An 18,547-nucleotide genomic window follows, 5' to 3' on the forward strand; every position below is an offset into this window, starting at 1 on the left:
ATCAGGTTGATAGGTCTGAGGTGGAAGCGTGGTGACACGTGGAGCTGACAGATACTAATAGATCGAGGACTTAACCTATATTCTAATGTGAAGCATGAACATTGTTATCTAGTTTTGAGAGAACATTCTCTCCATCAGGTTTGGTGGCGATAGCGAAGAGGTCACACCCGTTCCCATACCGAACACGGAAGTTAAGCTCTTCAGCGCCGATGGTAGTTGGGGGTCTCCCCCTGTGAGAGTAGGACGCCGCCAAGCTTTTCTAAGGATCAGTTCCATACGGAACTGGTCTTTTTTGTGTTTTCTTCTAACAGCATCATGATATAAGCTGGGAACTTCTCTTCGGCAATCTCCATATAGCGTTCAATCATGACATAATCATCACTAATGTATTGAGACAGCAGCTCGTACCACCATTCAGTTTCGTAGCGGGCAATCATACTGAGGTTATACATTAATAAGTAATGGCTGATGATCTCAGGAATCCCTAAAAATGAATCACGAGTTGACGGAATAAACCATTGATCCATTTCTAAATCATAATGAAGATGAGTAGCGAGCGCTGGATTTTCTTCTAGAGCTACATCAAACGTCAGCTTTTTGGCTTCTCTTTGCTTGAGTTTCCAACTTGTATGGAACTCAAAGTATTCAATAAAGCGTTCAGCAGACATGTTATAAAGCAATGGAATATGATCTTGAATCATCATCCCATTAACCTTTTCCACTTTAACTAATGTCGAGGGCTGCTTTTGAAACTCCAGAATATGACTCATTTCAGGTATCTTTGAAAGGAGATGAATCATCGTAAATCGCTCATCTTCAAGACCATTTAAATGAAATAGATGCTTTAACACATGCATGCATAGTCCATTTCGCTGAATTTTCACTTCATCTTCACTAAAGCGGTAATGCTGTTTCTTTCTCTTTCTCGATGTTACGCCATGGGCCAAAACAGAGGTTTGAGAAGGATAGTGAGGATCAACTGTCAGTAAACATGCCTTTAGCAACTGAGCCATTCCATAAAATAATAAAATGGGCTTCAGTTCGAGTGGAGCGATAGCTGCCTGTTCATAGAACGTATGGCCATGCTTTAAAAAGTAAATAAACCGTTCACAGTTTTTATAGGCTTGCTGGTTTGCATCTTGAATGCTCCGTTTCTCATATTGTTGATATAGAAACTTTTGGGAAGTTTCGAGTGAGTAAAAACGTTTTAAATCCTTCCATCCTGAACTTTTCATCTTCTTCCTCAACTCTCTTTATATTTTCTAAAAATTGCAACTGTTTGTTGCTTCCTTGACATGCTGTTTCCTAGTTGATAATCTACATATAATATTTTGCCGAAAAGAGGGGGATTTACTAATGTGGGAAAGTAAATTTTCAAAAGAAGGTTTGACGTTTGACGATGTTTTGCTTGTTCCAGCTAAGTCTGAAGTACTTCCGCGTGATGTCGATTTATCAGTTGAGTTAACAAGCACATTAAAACTAAACATTCCAATTATCAGTGCAGGAATGGACACGGTGACGGAATCACAAATGGCGATTGCAATGGCACGTCAAGGTGGTCTTGGTATCATTCATAAGAACATGTCTATTGAGCAACAAGCAGAACAAGTGGATAAAGTAAAACGTTCAGAGCGCGGCGTTATTACAAATCCATTCTTCTTAACACCTGAGCATCAAGTATTTGATGCAGAGCACCTAATGGGTAAATACCGTATTTCAGGTGTACCGATTGTAAATAACGAAGAAGATCAAAAGCTTGTTGGTATTATTACGAACCGTGACCTTCGTTTTATTTCGGATTATTCAATGAAGATTAGCGACGTGATGACAAAAGAGGAACTTGTGACAGCTTCTGTAGGTACGACGTTAGAAGAAGCTGAAAAAATCCTACAGCAATATAAAATTGAAAAATTACCTCTTTTAGATGACGAAGGAACGTTAAAAGGTCTCATCACCATCAAAGATATTGAAAAAGTGATCGAATTCCCTAACTCCTCTAAAGATGCACATGGCCGTTTAATTGTTGGTGCTGCTGTTGGTGTCACTGGCGATACAATGACTCGTGTGAGAAAATTAGTCGAAGCCAATGTGGATGTCGTTGTCATTGATACTGCACATGGTCATTCACAAGGTGTTCTTAACACTGTATCGAAAATCCGTGAAACGTATCCTTCTCTTAATATCATTGCTGGTAATGTTGCAACAGCCGAAGCAACTAAAGCATTATTTGAAGCAGGAGCAGATATTGTGAAAGTCGGTATCGGACCAGGGTCTATTTGTACAACACGTGTTGTTGCAGGTGTTGGTGTACCACAAATCACAGCAATCTATGACTGTGCAACAGAAGCAAGAAAACATGGTAAAGCTATTATTGCAGATGGTGGAATTAAATATTCAGGTGATATCGTAAAAGCTCTAGCATCTGGTGGACATGCTGTAATGCTTGGAAGCCTTCTAGCTGGTACATCTGAAAGCCCAGGAGACACAGAAATTTTCCAAGGTAGACGCTTCAAAGTTTATCGCGGTATGGGTTCAGTCGCTGCAATGGAAAAAGGAAGTAAAGATCGTTACTTCCAAGAAGATAATAAAAAATTCGTTCCAGAAGGTATTGAAGGCCGTACACCATACAAAGGGCCAGTCGTTGATACAGTGTATCAACTCGTTGGCGGTATCCGTTCTGGTATGGGCTATTGTGGAACACAGGACTTACGCTCACTTAGAGAAGATGCACAGTTCATTCGCATGACTGGTGCAGGACTTCGTGAGAGTCATCCACATGATGTACAAATTACAAAAGAATCACCAAACTACACAATTTCTTGATAAATTGTGACAATCAAATTACATTTGACAGGGTCTATGACTCTGTCTATTTTTTTTGTCTTTATTGTGATAAAATTTATACTGTTGTGTTGAAATAAGCCCTTGTGGATTAAATATATATGAAATACGTCGAAAAAAGATGAATACGGAGGTATGACGATTGAACAGCAAGATGTTGAAACAGCTTATGGTCTCTATCCTTGCACTGGCATTGATTGTGACAGCATTTACACCAATGTCCAAAGCAAAAGCAGCTGAAGATCCATTCAATGTGAATGCGAAAGCAGCAATCCTAATTGAAGCTTCTACAGGTAAAATTCTTTATAGTAAAAACGCAGAACAAAGACTGCCTATTGCAAGTATGGCAAAGATGATGACAGAGTATCTATTACTAGAGGCGATTGCTGAAGGCAAAGTGAAATGGGATCAAACGTATACGCCAGATGATTATGTATACGAAATTTCTCAGGACCGCAGTTTATCAAACGTTCCTTTGAGAAAAGATGGCTCGTATACAGTGAAAGAACTTTATCAAGCAACGGCTATTTATTCGGCAAATGCAGCAGCGATTGGCTTAGCAGAAGTGATCGCTGGATCAGAATCGAAGTTCGTTGAAAAAATGAACGCAAAAGCGAAAGAACTTGGTTTAACTAACTACAAATTCGTGAATGCAACTGGACTAGAAAATAAAGATTTACATGGCAAACAGCCAAAAGGTACAGGTCCTGATGAAGAAAGTGAAGTATCTGCGAAAGATATGGCATTGCTTGCACAGCATCTCATCAAAGACCATCCAGAAATTCTTGAAACATCAAGTATCGCGAAAACAAAGTTCAGAGAAGGCACAGACGATGAAATGGACATGCCTAACTGGAACTTCATGCTTAAAGGACTTGTGAAGGAATATGAAGGTGTAGACGGTCTGAAAACAGGCTCTACGGATTCAGCTGGTTCTAGCTTCACAGGTACCGCTAAACAAGGTGACATGCGTGTCATTGCTGTGATCTTGAATGCAAAAGGTAATCTTCATACAGCACGTTTCGACGTGGCGAAAAAACTGTTCGACTATGCATTTAAAAACTTCACGATGAAAGAAATGTACAAAAAAGGTCAACAGATCAAAGGACATGAAAACATCGAAGTCGATAAAGGCAAAGACAAAGAAGTACCTGTCGTCACGAAAGAAGCTTTCTCTGTGCCAGTAAAAAATGGCGACGAAAAGAGCTTTAAAGCAAAAGTAAATATCGAGAAAAAGAAACTAGAAGCTCCTATTAAAAAAGGAACGAAGGTTGGCATGCTGACGACTTCTTATTCTGGTGATGAGAAGGACTACGGCTATTTGAATAAAGATCAATCAGGTGTTGAGCTTATAACGAAAACAGGCGATGAAAAAGCAAACTGGTTCATCCTTGCAATGCGTAGTGTAGGTGGATTCTTCGCTGGCATTTGGGGCGGAATCGTTGACACAGTAAAAGGTTGGTTCTAATAAAAAACTGCTCTCATGCATAGAGAGCAGTTTTTTTATCGTTAAAAGAAAAGCGATTGTTTTTGATTTTGAGGAGTGGACAAGGCTAGCTGAAAAATACCACATAACTTTTCCACGCCCTCGGTCAGTGCTTTTTCATTCACATAAGAAAAGCTGAGGCGGATATAGTTTTGCTTCGGCTCTCCAGGATAGCACACAGAGCCAGGCAGAAAGGTAATTTGCTGCTTACGTGCCTCATGCAGCAGTGCACGTGTATCGACCCAGGAAGGAAAGCTAAGCCATAAATTGAGCCCGCCCTGAGGAATTTGCCACGTCACATCTTTTGGTGCATGCTTCGTTAATACATCTATCATTAAATCACGTCTCACCTTCAAGGCGGTTCTCAGCTTTTTCGTATGATCAATCATCTTCTTCGAAGTCAGAAATGGCAGAATGGCTTTTTGTGTGAGAAGAGGGCTGCCTAAATCATTATTGGCCTTTGCAGCTAATAAACGATTAAATATCGAGCCTAAGGCGGTGATAATCCCAATTCTGCATCCTGGAGCCAGTGTTTTACTTAATCCTCGCAAATAAATGACGTGTCCATCATGATCAAGACTTTTGATAGGTGCTGGCGGCTTCTTTTCGAAATAAAGCTCACGATAAGGATCATCCTCTACAATGAGACAATCAATACTTTGAGCCAGTAAGAGAAGTTGTTTTCTGCGTTTCATTGACATACTGGCCCCTGTCGGACTGTGAAAAGTAGGAATCGTGTAGATGAGCTTTGGTTTATATTTATCACAAATACTTTGAAGCTGCTTCATGTTCATGCCTTCATGATCAACAGGGACTGTAATAATTCTTGCCCCTCTGCCCATAAAGACATCAATGGCGCCTGGATAAGTCGGTGCTTCCATGACAACTACATCATCAGGACCGATAAACGCACGTGCGACCAAATCAAGCCCTTGCTGAGAACCACTAGTTACAAGAATATTTTCAGGAGTAGAAGGCACACCCAGCTTTTCTAAAAAAGACTGAATGACTTGCCTAAGCTGAAGATCCCCTTGAATTTCCCCATACTTCGACATGATTTGAGGATGTCTGGCTAGTACATGCTGCATTTCTTTTTCTAAATACCGGTTTGGCAAAAGCCCTGGATCAATCATAGAGGAAGAAAGGTTGATCGCTTCTTCGACATAGTGATACTGAGCAAATTGAGACCGTGGTAAATAATCCGGAATGGATAACTGCCAATCAAAAGAGGTAGATGACGGAACCGGAATATCTGACTGCTTTTGCAGCTCATCCACAAACGTCCCTTTACCTTGCACAGTCGTTAAATATCCGTCGTCCTTCAGCCGTGTGTATGCCTTTGCTGCCGTGACAAGACTCACATTCAGCTGCTTTGCTAAATCACGTACAGTTGGCAGCTTATCTCCCTGCTGAAGCAAACCCGATTGGATATGATCAATGATCGAAAAGTAAATCTGATTCGAAAGCGATGTATCAGAATGTCGATGGATATCAATATGCATGAGAAACCTCCATTGAGTGCAAAATTGTTATACATGAATTTGAATTGTTATAGTTGCATTATAGCATGTAAATCACACTTCAAAGAAAAAATGACTTATTTTTAGCCAGAAAACGTTTATATACAAGGGTTTAGGCTTTTTTGTCGGCTGATTGAATTGTTATACTATTCTCTTTATTGTTATACTGTCTCGCTTGTATGATAAAGAGGTAAATCAATCGAATTGACAAATGGGAGGAAACTATTGTGAGCAATAAGGGAACTGAACGAGTGAAACGTGGAATGGCAGAAATGCAAAAGGGTGGCGTCATTATGGATGTCGTCAATGCTGAACAGGCAAAGATCGCAGAAGAAGCAGGTGCGGTGGCAGTTATGGCACTAGAACGAGTACCAGCTGATATCCGTGCAGCCGGCGGTGTAGCCCGTATGGCAGACCCAAGAATCGTAGAGGAAGTACAAAATGCTGTAACGATTCCAGTCATGGCAAAAGCACGTATCGGCCACATCGTCGAGGCTCGTGTTCTTGAAGCACTTGGTGTTGATTATATCGATGAGAGTGAAGTGCTGACGCCCGCAGATGAGGAATTCCATTTAAATAAAAATGAATACACAGTACCTTTTGTCTGTGGTTGCCGTGACTTAGGTGAAGCAACCCGCCGTATCGCAGAAGGCGCTTCGATGCTTCGTACGAAAGGGGAACCTGGGACAGGCAACATTGTAGAAGCTGTCCGTCATATGAGAAAGGTCAATGCTCAGATTCGTAAAGTAGCAGCAATGAGTGAAGATGAACTGATGACAGAAGCCAAGAACCTAGGAGCACCTTATGAATTATTGCTTCAAATCAAAAAAGACGGCAAGCTCCCAGTTGTTAACTTTGCAGCTGGAGGCGTTGCGACACCAGCAGATGCTGCGTTAATGATGCAGCTTGGAGCAGACGGTGTATTTGTTGGATCTGGTATTTTTAAATCAGACAATCCGGCGAAATTTGCAAAAGCGATTGTTGAAGCAACGACTCACTTCACAGATTACCGTCTCATTGCAGAACTTTCAAAAGAGCTTGGAACAGCCATGAAAGGAATTGAAATCTCAAATCTACTGCCAGAAGAGCGTATGCAAGAGCGTGGCTGGTAATTAAGGGAGCGCAAATGAACATGCTAACAATTGGTGTACTAGGGCTTCAAGGAGCCGTGAGAGAGCATATTCAATCGATTGAAGCCTGCGATGCAGAAGGTAAGATCATTAAACGAGCAGAAGAGCTAGCATCCGTTGACGGTCTTATTATCCCTGGTGGAGAAAGCACGACGATGAGGAGACTCATGGATACGTACCAATTCATTGAACCGATTAAAGCGTTCGCTGCAGAAGGGAAACCGATTTTCGGGACATGTGCCGGTTTGATTATGCTGGCAAAATATATTGAAGATCGAGAAGATGCCCATCTTGGATTGTTAAATGTATCTGTTGCACGGAATTCATTTGGCAGACAGGTAGACAGCTTTGAAGCAGATCTAGAAGTAAAAGGGCTGGATGCGCCGTTTACAGGGGTGTTCATCCGTGCGCCTCATATCATCAGCGCAGATGTGAGCGTAGAAATCATGGCTGAATATGATGGCAGGATTGTGATGGCTAAAGAAAACAATATCTTAGGCTGTTCTTTTCATCCAGAGCTGACAGACGATCACCGGTTAACACAGCTGTTTGTTGAAATGGTGAAGTCTTACAAAACAAAGCTCGCTGTATAAAACGGTTGAAAAGAGATAAAACTTATAGTACATTAAAATCACAATCAAAGATCGAAAAAGCGTTGACGGGAAATAGTAAGAAGCCCCTCTTTCTCAGAGAGCCGATGGTTGGTGCGAATCGGTGAAAGATGCAGTCTGAATCCATCCTTGAGCGAAATGCTGAAACACGAGAAGTAAGCATTTACGGTGATACCGTTACAGAGGAAAGAGGAAAGCATGCTTCTGCATGTTTTCAATCAGGGTGGCAACGCGAGAGCTCTCGTCCCTTTCATGGGATGAGGGCTCTTTTTATTTTTCGATAAAAAAAGGAGTGTTACACATGCTGGATATTAAACAACTGCGCACGGACTTTGATCAAATCAAAGAAAAATTAGCACACCGAGGCGAAGATTTAGCGGATTTTGATAAGTTTGGTGAACTGGATCAAAAAAGAAGAGAACTAATCGGGAAAACAGAAGAATTAAAGAGCCGAAGAAATGAAGTATCACAGCAAGTGGCCGTTCTAAAAAGAGAAAAGAAAGATGCCGATCACATTATTCAAGAAATGCGTGAGGTAGGAGATGAGATTAAAAAGCTGGATGATGAGCTAAGAACAGTAGAAGAAAGCTTGCAGCACATCCTCTTCTCTATTCCGAATATCCCTCATGACACTGTACCGGTTGGGGAAACAGAAGATGACAACGTGGAAGTGAGAAAATGGGGCGAACAGCCGGCCTTCTCATTTGAGCCAAAACCACATTGGGATGTAGCGGATGAGCTAAACATTCTTGATTTTGAACGCGCAGGAAAAGTCACAGGAAGCCGATTCGTTTTTTATAAAGGGCTTGGCGCACGCTTAGAGCGCGCACTATATAACTTTATGCTCGATCTACATGTCGATGAGTTTGGTTTTACTGAAGTGCTCCCACCTTACATGGTCAATAGAGCTAGCATGACAGGGACTGGGCAGCTTCCAAAATTCGAAGAGGATGCCTTTAAAATCCGAGAAGAAGATTATTTCCTCATTCCAACAGCTGAAGTGCCGATTACCAACATGCACCGTGACGAAATCCTTGAAGGGGAACAGTTGCCAATCAATTATGCAGCATTCAGTGCTTGCTTTAGATCAGAGGCTGGATCTGCCGGAAGAGATACACGCGGACTCATCCGTCAGCACCAATTTAATAAGGTAGAGCTTGTGAAATTTGTTAGACCTGAAGATTCTTATGAAGAATTAGAGAAACTAACAAATCAAGCAGAAAAAGTCCTACAGCTATTAAACCTGCCATACCGTGTCATGAGCATGTGTACGGGAGATTTAGGCTTCACGGCTGCGAAGAAATACGACATCGAAGTATGGATTCCGAGCCAAGATACGTATCGTGAAATTTCTTCTTGCAGTAACTTCGAAGCATTCCAAGCAAGACGCGCAAACATTCGATTCCGTCCAGAGCCTAAAGCGAAGCCAGAGCATGTCCACACGTTAAATGGATCTGGTTTAGCAGTAGGAAGAACCGTGGCGGCCATTTTAGAAAACTATCAACAAGAGGACGGCACAGTAATTATTCCTGAAGTACTGCGTCCTTATATGGGAAATAAAGAAGTGATGAAATAAGATGCCGCTATGGCATCTTATTTCTTTTTACCAAAAGTCCTACAGTTTTCCTAAATTTAGCCGATAAAAAAATAAAAGCTTCTAGGAAAGAAGGAATAACCTTGAATAGGCTTGACTATTATGTTGAAATGGCTCAATTAATTAGAAAAGTTCTAGATGAAAGTATTCTTTTCGGCATCACTGATACAGAGAAGGTGCTTTGTTACTACCCGTCTAACACAATAGATTTTGGCGTGAAAGTTGGGGACCCATTGAACCCAGAAGACCAAAACGTGGCGACGACATTAAGAGGACAAGAATATGATGGTCATTTACCAGAGTCTTTATATGGTTATGAAATTGCTGTAAAAGGTTACCCGATTTTTGATGAAGATAGAAAAGTAATTGGATCTTTTTTAGTGGCATTTTCACATCATCGTGAAAAGAAATTAAGCGGTTATATGGAGCATATCAATGATGTAGCGAAAGAACTCCAAGGTGGAATCGAGCAAATTGCTGCGCATTCACAAGAGCTGGCTGCCACAAGTTTAGAAATAAGCGAACAGGCAGGAAGAGCGGAAGAGAAATCTGCAAATATTGAAGAAGTCGTCAAAACCATTGGCGGGATCGCTAGACAAACAAACTTGCTAGGTCTAAATGCTGCAATTGAAGCAGCAAGAGCAGGCGAGAATGGAAAAGGGTTTGCTGTCGTAGCTGATGAAGTTCGTAAATTATCAGATGGCTCAAAGGAAGCGGCTGAAACCATTAATACCTTCTTAAAGGAAATCCAAGACAGTATTAGCACTTTGTCTGAAAACATCTCACAAATCAGCAGCTCAACAAATGAACAAGCCAAACAAGTGACAGACTTTACGAAAATTATTGAATCATTAAATGAGTTTAAAGAAGAGATGAATCAGTTTATTGAAGAGATTAGACAGGATACAAAATAGATCAAGAGCAGCCGTTAATGGCTGCTTTTTTATGGGCAGATTCTCATACCAAAACAACTTATTGAAATTTTTTTCGAAAAGATGTTGACTTGAATTAAAATGATATGGTATATTAATTCTTGTCGATACGGAGGAATACCCAAGTCCGGCTGAAGGGATCGGTCTTGAAAACCGACAGGGGTGTCAAAGCCCGCGGGGGTTCGAATCCCTCTTCCTCCGCCATATTGATTTTTTACCTTAGTTGAATTAAAACGCAAGCATAAAAATTGGAATTGTCAAACCGCTGCATTCGCGAAATGCAGCGGTTTTTTTTATTTTGTTTTAGAGCGATTTTTTTGTATAACAGAAGCAATTTCATGAAGAATGGGTTCAAGTGAGCTTTCATCATGAAGTAAGTCGTAATCTTCAATGTTAATTTTAATCACTGGGCATAAATCGAATTGTTCGATCCATTCCGTATATCGAGTGTACATTTCTTCCCAATAGGCTCGATCAGTTTGAGTTTCCATCTCTCTGCCGCGTTCTTCAATACGATTCAAAATATGATCTAAATCCCCGTGTAAATAGATGAGTACATCAGGGTGAGGGAAGTAAGGTGTCATCACCATCGCCTCGAATAGACTCGTATACGTTTCATAATCTACTTCAGACATCGTACCTTTGTCCGCATGCATTTTCGCGAAAATGCCTGTGTCCTCATAAATTGAACGATCTTGCACATATCCTCCACCAGATTCAAAAATCCGCTTTTGTTCCTTAAAACGCTCGGCTAGGAAATAGACCTGTAAATGGAAGCTCCATCTTTGGAAATCTGAATAAAAGGGCTCTAAGTATGGGTTGTCATCTACTTTTTCAAGAGAGGTTTGAAAGCCTAGCTTGTCCGCTATCGTTTTAGTCATAGTGGATTTTCCAACACCAACAGTCCCGGCGATTGTGATCACTGCATCCTTTGGTATTTCGATATTGTTCATAGTACTTGCTCCTTTATGTTCTGTACAATTTGCTGGTAATCTTGCTGTGAGGAAACGAAGTCTGTATGATCTCCTTCAATTGTAATGATAGGAAGCCCTGGGTCAGTCTGTTTTAAATGTTCAATGGCCAGCTCATAATCTTCAATGAGTGTTTTTAAATAAGCTGGGTCGATGTCTTCTTCAAAAGAGCGTCCCCTCATCTGTATTCTTTCAAGTAAGGTAGGAAGGCTGGCTTTTATATAGATGATAGCATTTGGTTTAGGAAGGTCATCTGTTAGCAAGTGATAGATCTTTCTGTATTTGTCCATGTGCTTTTTTGATAATGTTCTTTCTGCAAATATCATATTTTTATAGACATGATAATCAGTGACAATCGGCTGCTGTTGACTCACATAGTTTTCTTCAATAGATTCTAACTGTTTGACCCGATTGCATAAAAAGAACATCTCAAGCTGAAAGCTCCATTGTTCCATATCTTCATAAAATTTATCTAAGAATGGATTTTCTTCTACAATCTCTTTTACTAAAGGAAATTGAAATTCCTTCGCAAGCATTGTAGCCAAAGTTGTTTTTCCGGCTCCAATTGGGCCTTCCACTGCAATAAAAGGGGCAGGATACATAGGCGTTCTCCTCTATCTATAAAGTTGTCAAACCAATGTATATTGTACCATACCCCTTCCGAGAGATAGAGCGAATGGGTTACGATGTCGTTCTTTTTTCAATATTAAATTGATCTGATAATAAGAGCCAATTTTGTGGGAAGGATAGACCTAATTTCCAATAAGCAATTCCGTTCAAGTTTAACTCTTTGATGAGATTGAACTTTGCTTGAATCGATCTAGCGTCTTCGAACCATACCTCATGCTCTTTATTAGTGGCATCTGTGTAACGAAAATAAGGTGCTTGTGCTGTTTCGTCGTATAGAATGGAGGCATTATTCTCTCTGGCAATTGCAATCGCTTGTTGAGGACTGACGGCTTTAGCAATGGGGCCGCCCTGGACGTAAGGAAGCGTCCAATCATAGCCATATAAATTCTGCCCCATAACAATTTTATTGGCCGGCATGACGGTCAGTGCATATTCAATGACTTGGCGGACAGGTCCAATGGGAGAGACAGCTTGTGCAGGGCCGCCGCTGTATCCCCATTCATAGGTCATTAACACAACATGATCGACGATCTTCCCGATGGCTTCATAGTCATGAGCTTCATACCATTTTCCCTTTTGCTGACTACTTGTTTTAGGGGCAAGTGCAACAGATATTGTCCATCCTTCTTGATGGAAGCGGGTTGTTGCCTCTCTTAAAAATTGAATGTAAGCATCTTTATCAGCGGGACGTAAATATTCAAAATCAAAATGGATTTCTTTTAATTGATACTTTTTAGCAACACGAACGATTTCATTTAAAAATGTGGCTTTGACAGATTGGTTATTCAAAAGAATTCGCCCAAGTTCATCACTGAATTTATCATTCTCTAGGTTTGTCACCACCATGGATAAAACGGTTCTGCTCTGAGCGGCTATTTGAGGTAGCTGATCTAACGGTGGTTCTTTCAGTGTTCCGTCTCTTTGCGCTTGGAAACTAAAGGCGCCTAAATGGGTTAAATATGGAGAGGCTTCTCTAGCTGCTTGTTTTAAGTTTTCACTGACTTGATTTCCCCGTGGTTCAATGTAAGCATTTGAATTAATGTTCCTTTTTGGTCTTTGAGGAATATAGAGCAAGAAACGTATAGGAAGTATCGCTTCAGGCCGTATTCTATTCACACGTGCCAACTCCTCCACTGAAATTCGAAATCGTCTCCCAATTTGATAAAGTGTGTCATTTTGTTTGACCTCATAAAATTGTCCTCTAATTGGAATGACAATTGTTTGTCCAATGACGAGTTGATTTGGTGTTTCAATATCGTTGGTACGGATGATTTCATTGACTGTTGTTTTAAAACGCATGGCAATTTCGTTTAAAGTATCTCCTCTTTTGACAACATAAATTTGAATAGTCAACGCCCCCTTTGTTATTGCTAACAATTTATGAGGGTTATGGATAAATCATGTTTGATTTTCATACGTGATCTCTTTAGCAGAGGTGATTTTTGCTAGTAGAACGTTCTCCATCATCGTTAAAGCATATTCGTTGTCTCTGTCGTCATTTGATGCGATACAATCTTTAGGTACAATTAAGTTGTATTCTCGCATGTATGCGTCATTTGCAGTGAACAGAACACAAATGTTTCCTGCAATTCCGGTCAAAATAATGTCTTGCACACCTAATTCATTTAAGAGTGTCTCTAATGCAGTTCCGTAGAAGGCAGAATGCTTCGGTTTAATTAAGAAGTAATCATCTTTAGATGGTGCCATTTTCTCTAAAATAGGGGCGCTTCTTTCGTTTTTGCATGTTTCCATCACAGCTTGTATATCAGCCTTCCAGAGACCATAGTGGTCGTTGATATAGATGATTGGCCAATTTTCCTTGAAAGCATGATCTTTAAGCGCTAAAATCTTATTGGTCATTTGCTCTGTTTTATCAGCGAGCACATGTCCCATTTCAAAATCAAAATTATTAATCATGTCGATAATAAGCAGTGCCTTTTGGTGCTTTGACAAAGTAAGACCCCCTTTAAAAGATTGTGCTAATATGTTAACCTCAATATCCTTTTAAAAAACATGAAAAGAGAGCCGTGCTATGACGAGAGATGAACAGTTTATGCAAGAAGCTATTTCTGAAGCCTTAAAAGCAGAACAAATAGGAGAAGTACCAATCGGTGCCATCATCGTTGTTGATGACCAAATTGTGAGCCGCGCTCATAATTTAAGGGAAACAGAGCAGCGTTCAATTGCACATGCAGAATTACTTGCTATTGATGAAGCGTGTAAAACGACTGGAAGCTGGCGTTTAGAAGATGCTGTACTTTATGTGACGCTTGAACCGTGTCCTATGTGTGCGGGAGCGATTGTCCTTTCTAGAGTGAAAAAGGTCGTTTTCGGTGCATACGATCCAAAAGGTGGATGTGCAGGTACTTTAATGAATTTACTGGATGATGAACGGTTCAATCATCAGTCTGAAGTCATTGGTGGTGTACTTGAAAATGAGTGCGGTGAGCTGTTAAGTCAGTTCTTCCGAAATCTCCGTCAGCGAAAGAAACAAGCCAAAAGTTAATGAATGGATGTCGTTTGCAATTTCAGCTATAAGAAGGTATACTTATGTCTGCGTCACTAACAATTTAATATTCATTTTGCCGTGCTAAGCGGGGAGGTAGCGGTGCCCTGTACTCGCAATCCGCTCTAGCGAGGCTGAATCCCTTCTCAAGGTTCGTTTACTTCAAGGTCTGCCTTAAATAAGTGGTGTTGACGTCTTGGTCCTGCGCAATGGGAATTCATGAACCATGTCAGGTCCGGAAGGAAGCAGCATTAAGTGAAACCTCTCATGTGCCGCAGGGTTGCCTGGGCCGAGCTAACTGTTTAAGTAACGCTTGGGGTAGCGAATCGACAGAAGGTGCACGGTAAATCAATATTAAATGTAACTCATCTAGTTAATCTAGGTGAGTTTTTTGTTGCTGTTTAAAGAATAGTTCAACTGCTTTGTTTATACAAATAGGCAAAAAACCTTTTTAGAGTCTTTTTGTTTTTCCATTAATCACAATAGGAACAAAAGTTCTCCATGGTGTTGCAGAACAATTCGAAAATCTAGAAAACACGTTTTTGATTCATAGAAAGTAGAATATCTATAGTTGAAATCATCATTTTCGTTTATTAGAAAATAAAGGTGTGCTTTTGAATTGATCGGTGCATCATGTATAATAAAAAAGATGATAAATGGAGGAGGGCGTATTTGTGAGTTATCAAGCTTTGTATCGAGTGTTCAGACCTCAAGTTTTTGAGGATGTTGTTGGACAAGAACACATCACAAAAACGTTGCAAAATGCCCTTTTGCAGAAGAAGTTTTCTCATGCTTACTTATTTTCAGGTCCTAGAGGAACAGGTAAAACTAGTGCTGCCAAAATCTTTGCGAAGGCAGTGAACTGTGAAAAGTCACCTGTGAGTGAACCTTGTAATGAATGTGATGCCTGTAAAGGGATTACAAACGGCTCGATTTCAGACGTGATTGAAATAGATGCTGCCTCAAACAACGGGGTAGATGAAATCCGTGATATACGTGATAAAGTGAAATTTGCTCCTTCGGCGGTTACATATAAGGTTTATATTATAGATGAAGTACATATGCTCTCTATCGGGGCATTTAATGCCCTCCTTAAAACGTTAGAGGAGCCGCCTGCTCATTGTATCTTTATTTTGGCTACCACAGAGCCTCATAAGATTCCTCTTACCATCATATCCCGTTGTCAGAGATTTGATTTTAAACGAATCACGACAAAAGATATTGTTGGAAGAATGAAGAAAATTGTAGATGCAGAAAGCCTAAATGTACAAGAGGGCTCGCTCGAGATTATCGCTAGTGCAGCTGATGGCGGTATGCGTGATGCACTAAGCCTCTTAGATCAAGCGATCTCATTTAGTGGTGAGCAGCTGACAATTGATGATGCGCTGCTCATTACAGGAGCTGTTTCTCAGCATTTCATTAGTCAGCTAGCCGAAGCAATTTTTGATCAAAATATTGCTGTAGCGTTAGATACCTTAAATGAATTACTTCAGCAGGGAAAAGATGCTGCTAAATTAATAGAGGACATGATCTTTTACTTTAGAGATATGCTGCTTTATAAAACGGCACCAGATCTGGAGGGGGTCCTTGAAAAGGTAAAGGTCGATGAAAATTTCGTGACGCTTTCGGATCGTGTGACACCTCAATTTCTATATGAAACAATTGAAGTGCTGAATAAAAGCCACCAAGAAATGAAATGGACGAATCATCCAAGGATTTTCTTTGAGGTAGCTGTTGTCAAGCTATGTCAATCAACGGCTGGAATAACACAAGCTCATGCTAACGCTGATTTAACGGCGCTAACGGATAAAATAGACAGGTTGGAACAGGAGCTATCGAGGATAAGAGCTGAGGGTGTGCCAATGTCTCATTCTCATCATCCTCAAGAAAAAAAGGAAGCACCTCGACCACAAACGAGTAACAAAAATGGATACCGTGCACCTGTCGGCCGAATTCACGAGATTCTAAAAGAAGCAAAACGTCCAGAGCTAGAAAAAATTAAAGGTAAATGGGGAGAACTCCTTGCCCACTTGAAACAGCAGAATAAGGTGTCTCATGCTGCGCTATTAACGGATAGTGAACCAGTTGCTGCTGCTTCTCATGCCTTTGTTTTAAAATTCAAGTTTGAAATACACTGTAAAATGGTTGCCGAAGATAAAAGCGGTGTTCGAACCAACCTTGAGCAGCTATTAGAGTCTATGTTAGGAAAAAGAGTGGAATTAGTTGGCGTTCCTGACGCTCAATGGGGTAAAATAAGAGAAGAATTTTTAAGAGATCATCAGCCGGATGAACAGGCAGATGGTCAGGGGACTTCTGCTGAAGAGGATCCATTGATTGCAGAAGCAAAGAAGTTAGTAGGAAACGATTTAATTGAAATTAAAGATTAATAAAAATGAAAGAGAGTGGTGTTCATATGCGCGGTGGAATGGGAAATATGCAAAAAATGATGAAACAAATGCAAAAAATGCAAAAGGATATGGCTAAGGCTCAAGAAGAGCTTGCAGAAAAAGTCCTTGAAGGTACAGCGGGTGGCGGTATGGTCACTGTAAAAGTAAATGGACAAAAAGAAGTTGTTGATGTAGCAATCAATGAAGAAGTTGTTGATCCAGAAGATATCGATATGCTTCAAGATCTTGTACTTGCAGCAACAAACGACGCATTGAAAAAAGTCGATGAGTTAACGAATGAAACAATGGGTCAATTCACAAAAGGAATGAACATGCCAGGTTTATTCTAGGAGGAATAACTGAAGATGCAATATCCTGAACCAATATCAAAGCTGATTGACAGCTTTATGAAATTGCCAGGAATCGGACCGAAAACTGCGGTTCGTCTGGCTTTTTTTGTTCTTAGTATGCAGGAAGATGTCGTACTAGATTTCGCGAAGGCGCTTGTTAATGCAAAGCGTAATTTAACTTATTGTTCGGTATGCGGCCATATCACAGACCAAGATCCTTGCTATATTTGTGAAGATACAAGAAGAGATCAATCTGTTATCTGTGTAGTGCAAGACCCAAAAGATGTGATCGCAATGGAAAAGATGAAAGAATACAACGGCTTATACCATGTGCTTCATGGTGCCATTTCACCGATGGACGGAATTGGCCCAGAGGATATTAAAATTCCTGACCTGTTAAAAAGATTGCAAGACGATCAAGTGACAGAGGTGATCCTTGCAACCAATCCAAACATTGAAGGAGAGGCTACAGCCATGTATATCTCTAGACTGTTGAAACCATCAGGAATTAAACTCTCTCGCATTGCTCACGGACTTCCAGTAGGTGGAGACTTAGAGTATGCGGATGAAGTCACACTGTCTAAAGCTCTAGAAGGCAGACGTGAGATGTAGGAAGGAGAAGTACGGTACATGGGTTTTCTTCGCAGAAAATCAATTCGAAAAGAATTCGATGAGAAATTAATTCAACAGCTTTTTAAGCAAAAGGAAGAATGGAACAGACAAAAAAAGCTTGTCGCAAATAGCGTTGAGCCTTCACCGGACATTCTATTCGAATTAAAGCTTGCTCAAGCGAAGTACTTTTTCTATCTAAGAGAAGCGAAAAAGAGGAATTTACGTTTAAACAACTGGAGATAGCAGGTCTATTTTACATAGTCCTCTCATATGCTTGTACTATTCATATGAAGAGGAGATGAGAGGATTATGGAACCTGTTATTGTAATCGGGTCAATTTTGATAGCTGTACTATTGTTGTTTATGTCAGGTGTTCAAGCGAACCCCTTCAAATGGTTAGGGCTGATCGGAGTAAAGTTTGTGGCAGGTGCTATTTTTTTATTTTGCCTCAATCTATTTGGAGAGAGTCTAGGATTACATGTCTCTATTAACCCTGTAACGAGTGGAATCAGTGGTTTATTGGGCATCCCAGGCGTAGCAGCTTTAGTCGTAATTGAAAAATTCATTATTTAATGAGAAATATTGTTGACTTTGATCCTGTATGGTGGTAAATTAATATACGTCGCTGATGACGAAGAAACGAAAAAACATTATAACAAAAAAGTTGTTGACATTAACAATTTAAATATGGTATGATGTTCTAGTCGCTTCTGAAGCGGTAAACAAGTTCTTTGAAAACTAAACAAGACAAAACGTACCTGTTAATTCGAGTTTTTATAAAAAAATCCTATGATACATCATAGGTAGTCAGTCAAACTGGCGAAAAACAAAACTTCGGTTTTGTACTTTTTCGGAGAGTTTGATCCTGGCTCAGGACGAACGCTGGCGGCGTGCCTAATACATGCAAGTCGAGCGGACAGAAGGGAGCTTGCTCCCGGATGTTAGCGGCGGACGGGTGAGTAACACGTGGGTAACCT

Annotated in this window: 17 protein-coding genes, 1 tRNA gene, 2 rRNA genes, 1 other RNA gene, 1 pseudogene and 1 other annotated feature; of the genes and pseudogenes, 16 read left to right on the forward strand and 6 right to left on the reverse strand. The window is 40.5% G+C overall.

Annotated features, from left to right (window positions below; genetic code table 11):
• Window positions 1–139 precede the first annotated feature (139 nt).
• Window positions 140–255, forward strand: a 5S ribosomal RNA gene (gene rrf, locus C6347_RS18925).
• A gap of 11 nt (window positions 256–266) precedes the next feature.
• On the opposite strand, the gene C6347_RS18930 is transcribed toward rrf, so the two are convergent.
• Window positions 267–1,235, reverse strand: coding sequence for a YaaC family protein (locus C6347_RS18930; protein ID WP_060595635.1), 969 nt, complete (start codon window positions 1,233–1,235; stop codon window positions 267–269).
• Between the two features lie 121 nt (window positions 1,236–1,356).
• On the opposite strand from C6347_RS18930, the gene guaB reads away from it, so the two are divergent.
• Window positions 1,357–2,823, forward strand: coding sequence for an IMP dehydrogenase (gene guaB, locus C6347_RS18935; RefSeq protein ID WP_034666116.1), 1,467 nt, complete (start codon window positions 1,357–1,359; stop codon window positions 2,821–2,823).
• A 160-nt stretch (window positions 2,824–2,983) separates the two neighbouring features.
• A complete protein-coding gene (locus tag C6347_RS18940) occupies window positions 2,984–4,309 on the forward strand; it encodes a D-alanyl-D-alanine carboxypeptidase family protein (protein ID WP_034666113.1) in 1,326 nt (441 codons plus the stop codon).
• Window positions 4,310–4,350: 41 nt separating this feature from the next.
• Here C6347_RS18940 and pdxR read toward each other — a convergent pair whose 3' ends face one another.
• Entirely contained in the window at window positions 4,351–5,829 is a 1,479-nt protein-coding gene (gene pdxR / locus C6347_RS18945) for a MocR-like pyridoxine biosynthesis transcription factor PdxR (RefSeq protein ID WP_106071961.1), read from the reverse strand.
• 245 nt (window positions 5,830–6,074) lie between these two features.
• Here pdxR and pdxS point away from each other — a divergent pair, with 245 nt between their 5' ends.
• From pdxS to C6347_RS18970, 5 genes and pseudogenes are all read left to right on the forward strand, one after another.
• The gene (gene pdxS / locus C6347_RS18950; protein WP_034666107.1) at window positions 6,075–6,959 is read left to right on the forward strand and encodes a pyridoxal 5'-phosphate synthase lyase subunit PdxS; all 885 of its coding nucleotides are present in this window, start codon (window positions 6,075–6,077) and stop codon (window positions 6,957–6,959) included.
• 20 nt (window positions 6,960–6,979) lie between these two features.
• Window positions 6,980–7,570, forward strand: coding sequence for a pyridoxal 5'-phosphate synthase glutaminase subunit PdxT (gene pdxT, locus C6347_RS18955; RefSeq protein WP_106071962.1), 591 nt, complete (start codon window positions 6,980–6,982; stop codon window positions 7,568–7,570).
• 53 nt (window positions 7,571–7,623) lie between these two features.
• Window positions 7,624–7,840: a binding site (T-box leader), on the forward strand.
• 49 nt (window positions 7,841–7,889) lie between these two features.
• Window positions 7,890–9,164 carry a serine--tRNA ligase gene (gene serS / locus C6347_RS18960; RefSeq protein ID WP_060595637.1) on the forward strand — a complete coding sequence of 425 codons (1,275 nt, stop codon included), beginning with the start codon at window positions 7,890–7,892 and terminating at the stop codon, window positions 9,162–9,164.
• 599 nt (window positions 9,165–9,763) lie between these two features.
• Window positions 9,764–10,096, forward strand: a pseudogene (locus C6347_RS19680) (methyl-accepting chemotaxis protein); the annotation flags it as partial.
• Between the two features lie 129 nt (window positions 10,097–10,225).
• Window positions 10,226–10,318: transfer RNA gene (locus tag C6347_RS18970), tRNA-Ser, on the forward strand.
• Window positions 10,319–10,407: 89 nt separating this feature from the next.
• On the opposite strand, the gene C6347_RS18975 is transcribed toward C6347_RS18970, so the two are convergent.
• From C6347_RS18975 to C6347_RS18990, 4 genes are all read right to left on the reverse strand, one after another.
• On the reverse strand, window positions 10,408–11,067 hold the full coding sequence (locus C6347_RS18975) for a deoxynucleoside kinase (protein WP_060595639.1): 660 nt from the start codon (window positions 11,065–11,067) through the stop codon (window positions 10,408–10,410).
• Window positions 11,064–11,687, reverse strand: a complete 624-nt coding sequence (locus C6347_RS18980) for a deoxynucleoside kinase (RefSeq protein WP_034666096.1) — start codon at window positions 11,685–11,687, stop codon at window positions 11,064–11,066. Before C6347_RS18980 ends, C6347_RS18975 begins: the two co-directional genes overlap by 4 nt.
• A gap of 79 nt (window positions 11,688–11,766) precedes the next feature.
• Complete coding sequence (locus C6347_RS18985) at window positions 11,767–13,014, reverse strand: glycosyl hydrolase family 18 protein (RefSeq protein WP_248065160.1); 1,248 nt, start codon at window positions 13,012–13,014, stop codon at window positions 11,767–11,769.
• A gap of 99 nt (window positions 13,015–13,113) precedes the next feature.
• Window positions 13,114–13,668, reverse strand: coding sequence for a cysteine hydrolase family protein (locus C6347_RS18990; protein WP_060595641.1), 555 nt, complete (start codon window positions 13,666–13,668; stop codon window positions 13,114–13,116).
• 79 nt (window positions 13,669–13,747) lie between these two features.
• Here C6347_RS18990 and tadA point away from each other — a divergent pair, with 79 nt between their 5' ends.
• From tadA to C6347_RS19030, 8 genes are all read left to right on the forward strand, one after another.
• Window positions 13,748–14,221 (forward strand): tRNA adenosine(34) deaminase TadA, encoded by a 474-nt coding sequence (gene tadA, locus C6347_RS18995; protein WP_106048787.1) that lies wholly within the window; start codon window positions 13,748–13,750, stop codon window positions 14,219–14,221.
• Between the two features lie 79 nt (window positions 14,222–14,300).
• Window positions 14,301–14,565: signal recognition particle sRNA large type (gene ffs, locus C6347_RS19000), an RNA gene on the forward strand.
• A 330-nt stretch (window positions 14,566–14,895) separates the two neighbouring features.
• Window positions 14,896–16,608, forward strand: coding sequence for a DNA polymerase III subunit gamma/tau (gene dnaX / locus C6347_RS19005; RefSeq protein WP_034666087.1), 1,713 nt, complete (start codon window positions 14,896–14,898; stop codon window positions 16,606–16,608).
• A 26-nt stretch (window positions 16,609–16,634) separates the two neighbouring features.
• Window positions 16,635–16,958 (forward strand): YbaB/EbfC family nucleoid-associated protein, encoded by a 324-nt coding sequence (locus tag C6347_RS19010; RefSeq protein ID WP_008342011.1) that lies wholly within the window; start codon window positions 16,635–16,637, stop codon window positions 16,956–16,958.
• A gap of 15 nt (window positions 16,959–16,973) precedes the next feature.
• On the forward strand, window positions 16,974–17,570 hold the full coding sequence (gene recR / locus C6347_RS19015; protein WP_003218094.1) for a recombination protein RecR: 597 nt from the start codon (window positions 16,974–16,976) through the stop codon (window positions 17,568–17,570).
• 18 nt (window positions 17,571–17,588) lie between these two features.
• Window positions 17,589–17,813, forward strand: a complete 225-nt coding sequence (locus C6347_RS19020) for a YaaL family protein (RefSeq protein ID WP_003218088.1) — start codon at window positions 17,589–17,591, stop codon at window positions 17,811–17,813.
• Between the two features lie 66 nt (window positions 17,814–17,879).
• Window positions 17,880–18,143, forward strand: a complete 264-nt coding sequence (locus C6347_RS19025) for a pro-sigmaK processing inhibitor BofA family protein (protein ID WP_060595643.1) — start codon at window positions 17,880–17,882, stop codon at window positions 18,141–18,143.
• Window positions 18,144–18,417: 274 nt separating this feature from the next.
• Window positions 18,418–18,547, forward strand: a 16S ribosomal RNA gene (locus C6347_RS19030); the annotation flags it as partial.

Source organism: Bacillus sp. NMTD17 (assembly GCF_002998735.1).
Taxonomy (GTDB): Bacteria; Bacillota; Bacilli; order Bacillales; family Bacillaceae; genus Bacillus.

Coding starts and splice junctions, on each gene's coding strand:
- C6347_RS19025 (WP_060595643.1), top strand. CDS start 17,880: ATGGAACCTGTTATTGTAATCGGGTCAATTTTGATAGCTGTACTATTG.
- guaB (WP_034666116.1), top strand. CDS start 1,357: ATGTGGGAAAGTAAATTTTCAAAAGAAGGTTTGACGTTTGACGATGTT.
- C6347_RS19020 (WP_003218088.1), top strand. CDS start 17,589: ATGGGTTTTCTTCGCAGAAAATCAATTCGAAAAGAATTCGATGAGAAA.
- pdxT (WP_106071962.1), top strand. CDS start 6,980: ATGCTAACAATTGGTGTACTAGGGCTTCAAGGAGCCGTGAGAGAGCAT.
- C6347_RS18980 (WP_034666096.1), bottom strand. CDS start 11,687: ATGTATCCTGCCCCTTTTATTGCAGTGGAAGGCCCAATTGGAGCCGGA.
- C6347_RS19010 (WP_008342011.1), top strand. CDS start 16,635: ATGCGCGGTGGAATGGGAAATATGCAAAAAATGATGAAACAAATGCAA.
- pdxR (WP_106071961.1), bottom strand. CDS start 5,829: ATGCATATTGATATCCATCGACATTCTGATACATCGCTTTCGAATCAG.
- C6347_RS18985 (WP_248065160.1), bottom strand. CDS start 13,014: ATGCGTTTTAAAACAACAGTCAATGAAATCATCCGTACCAACGATATT.
- C6347_RS18975 (WP_060595639.1), bottom strand. CDS start 11,067: ATGAACAATATCGAAATACCAAAGGATGCAGTGATCACAATCGCCGGG.
- serS (WP_060595637.1), top strand. CDS start 7,890: ATGCTGGATATTAAACAACTGCGCACGGACTTTGATCAAATCAAAGAA.
- C6347_RS18930 (WP_060595635.1), bottom strand. CDS start 1,235: ATGAAAAGTTCAGGATGGAAGGATTTAAAACGTTTTTACTCACTCGAA.
- tadA (WP_106048787.1), top strand. CDS start 13,748: ATGACGAGAGATGAACAGTTTATGCAAGAAGCTATTTCTGAAGCCTTA.
- recR (WP_003218094.1), top strand. CDS start 16,974: ATGCAATATCCTGAACCAATATCAAAGCTGATTGACAGCTTTATGAAA.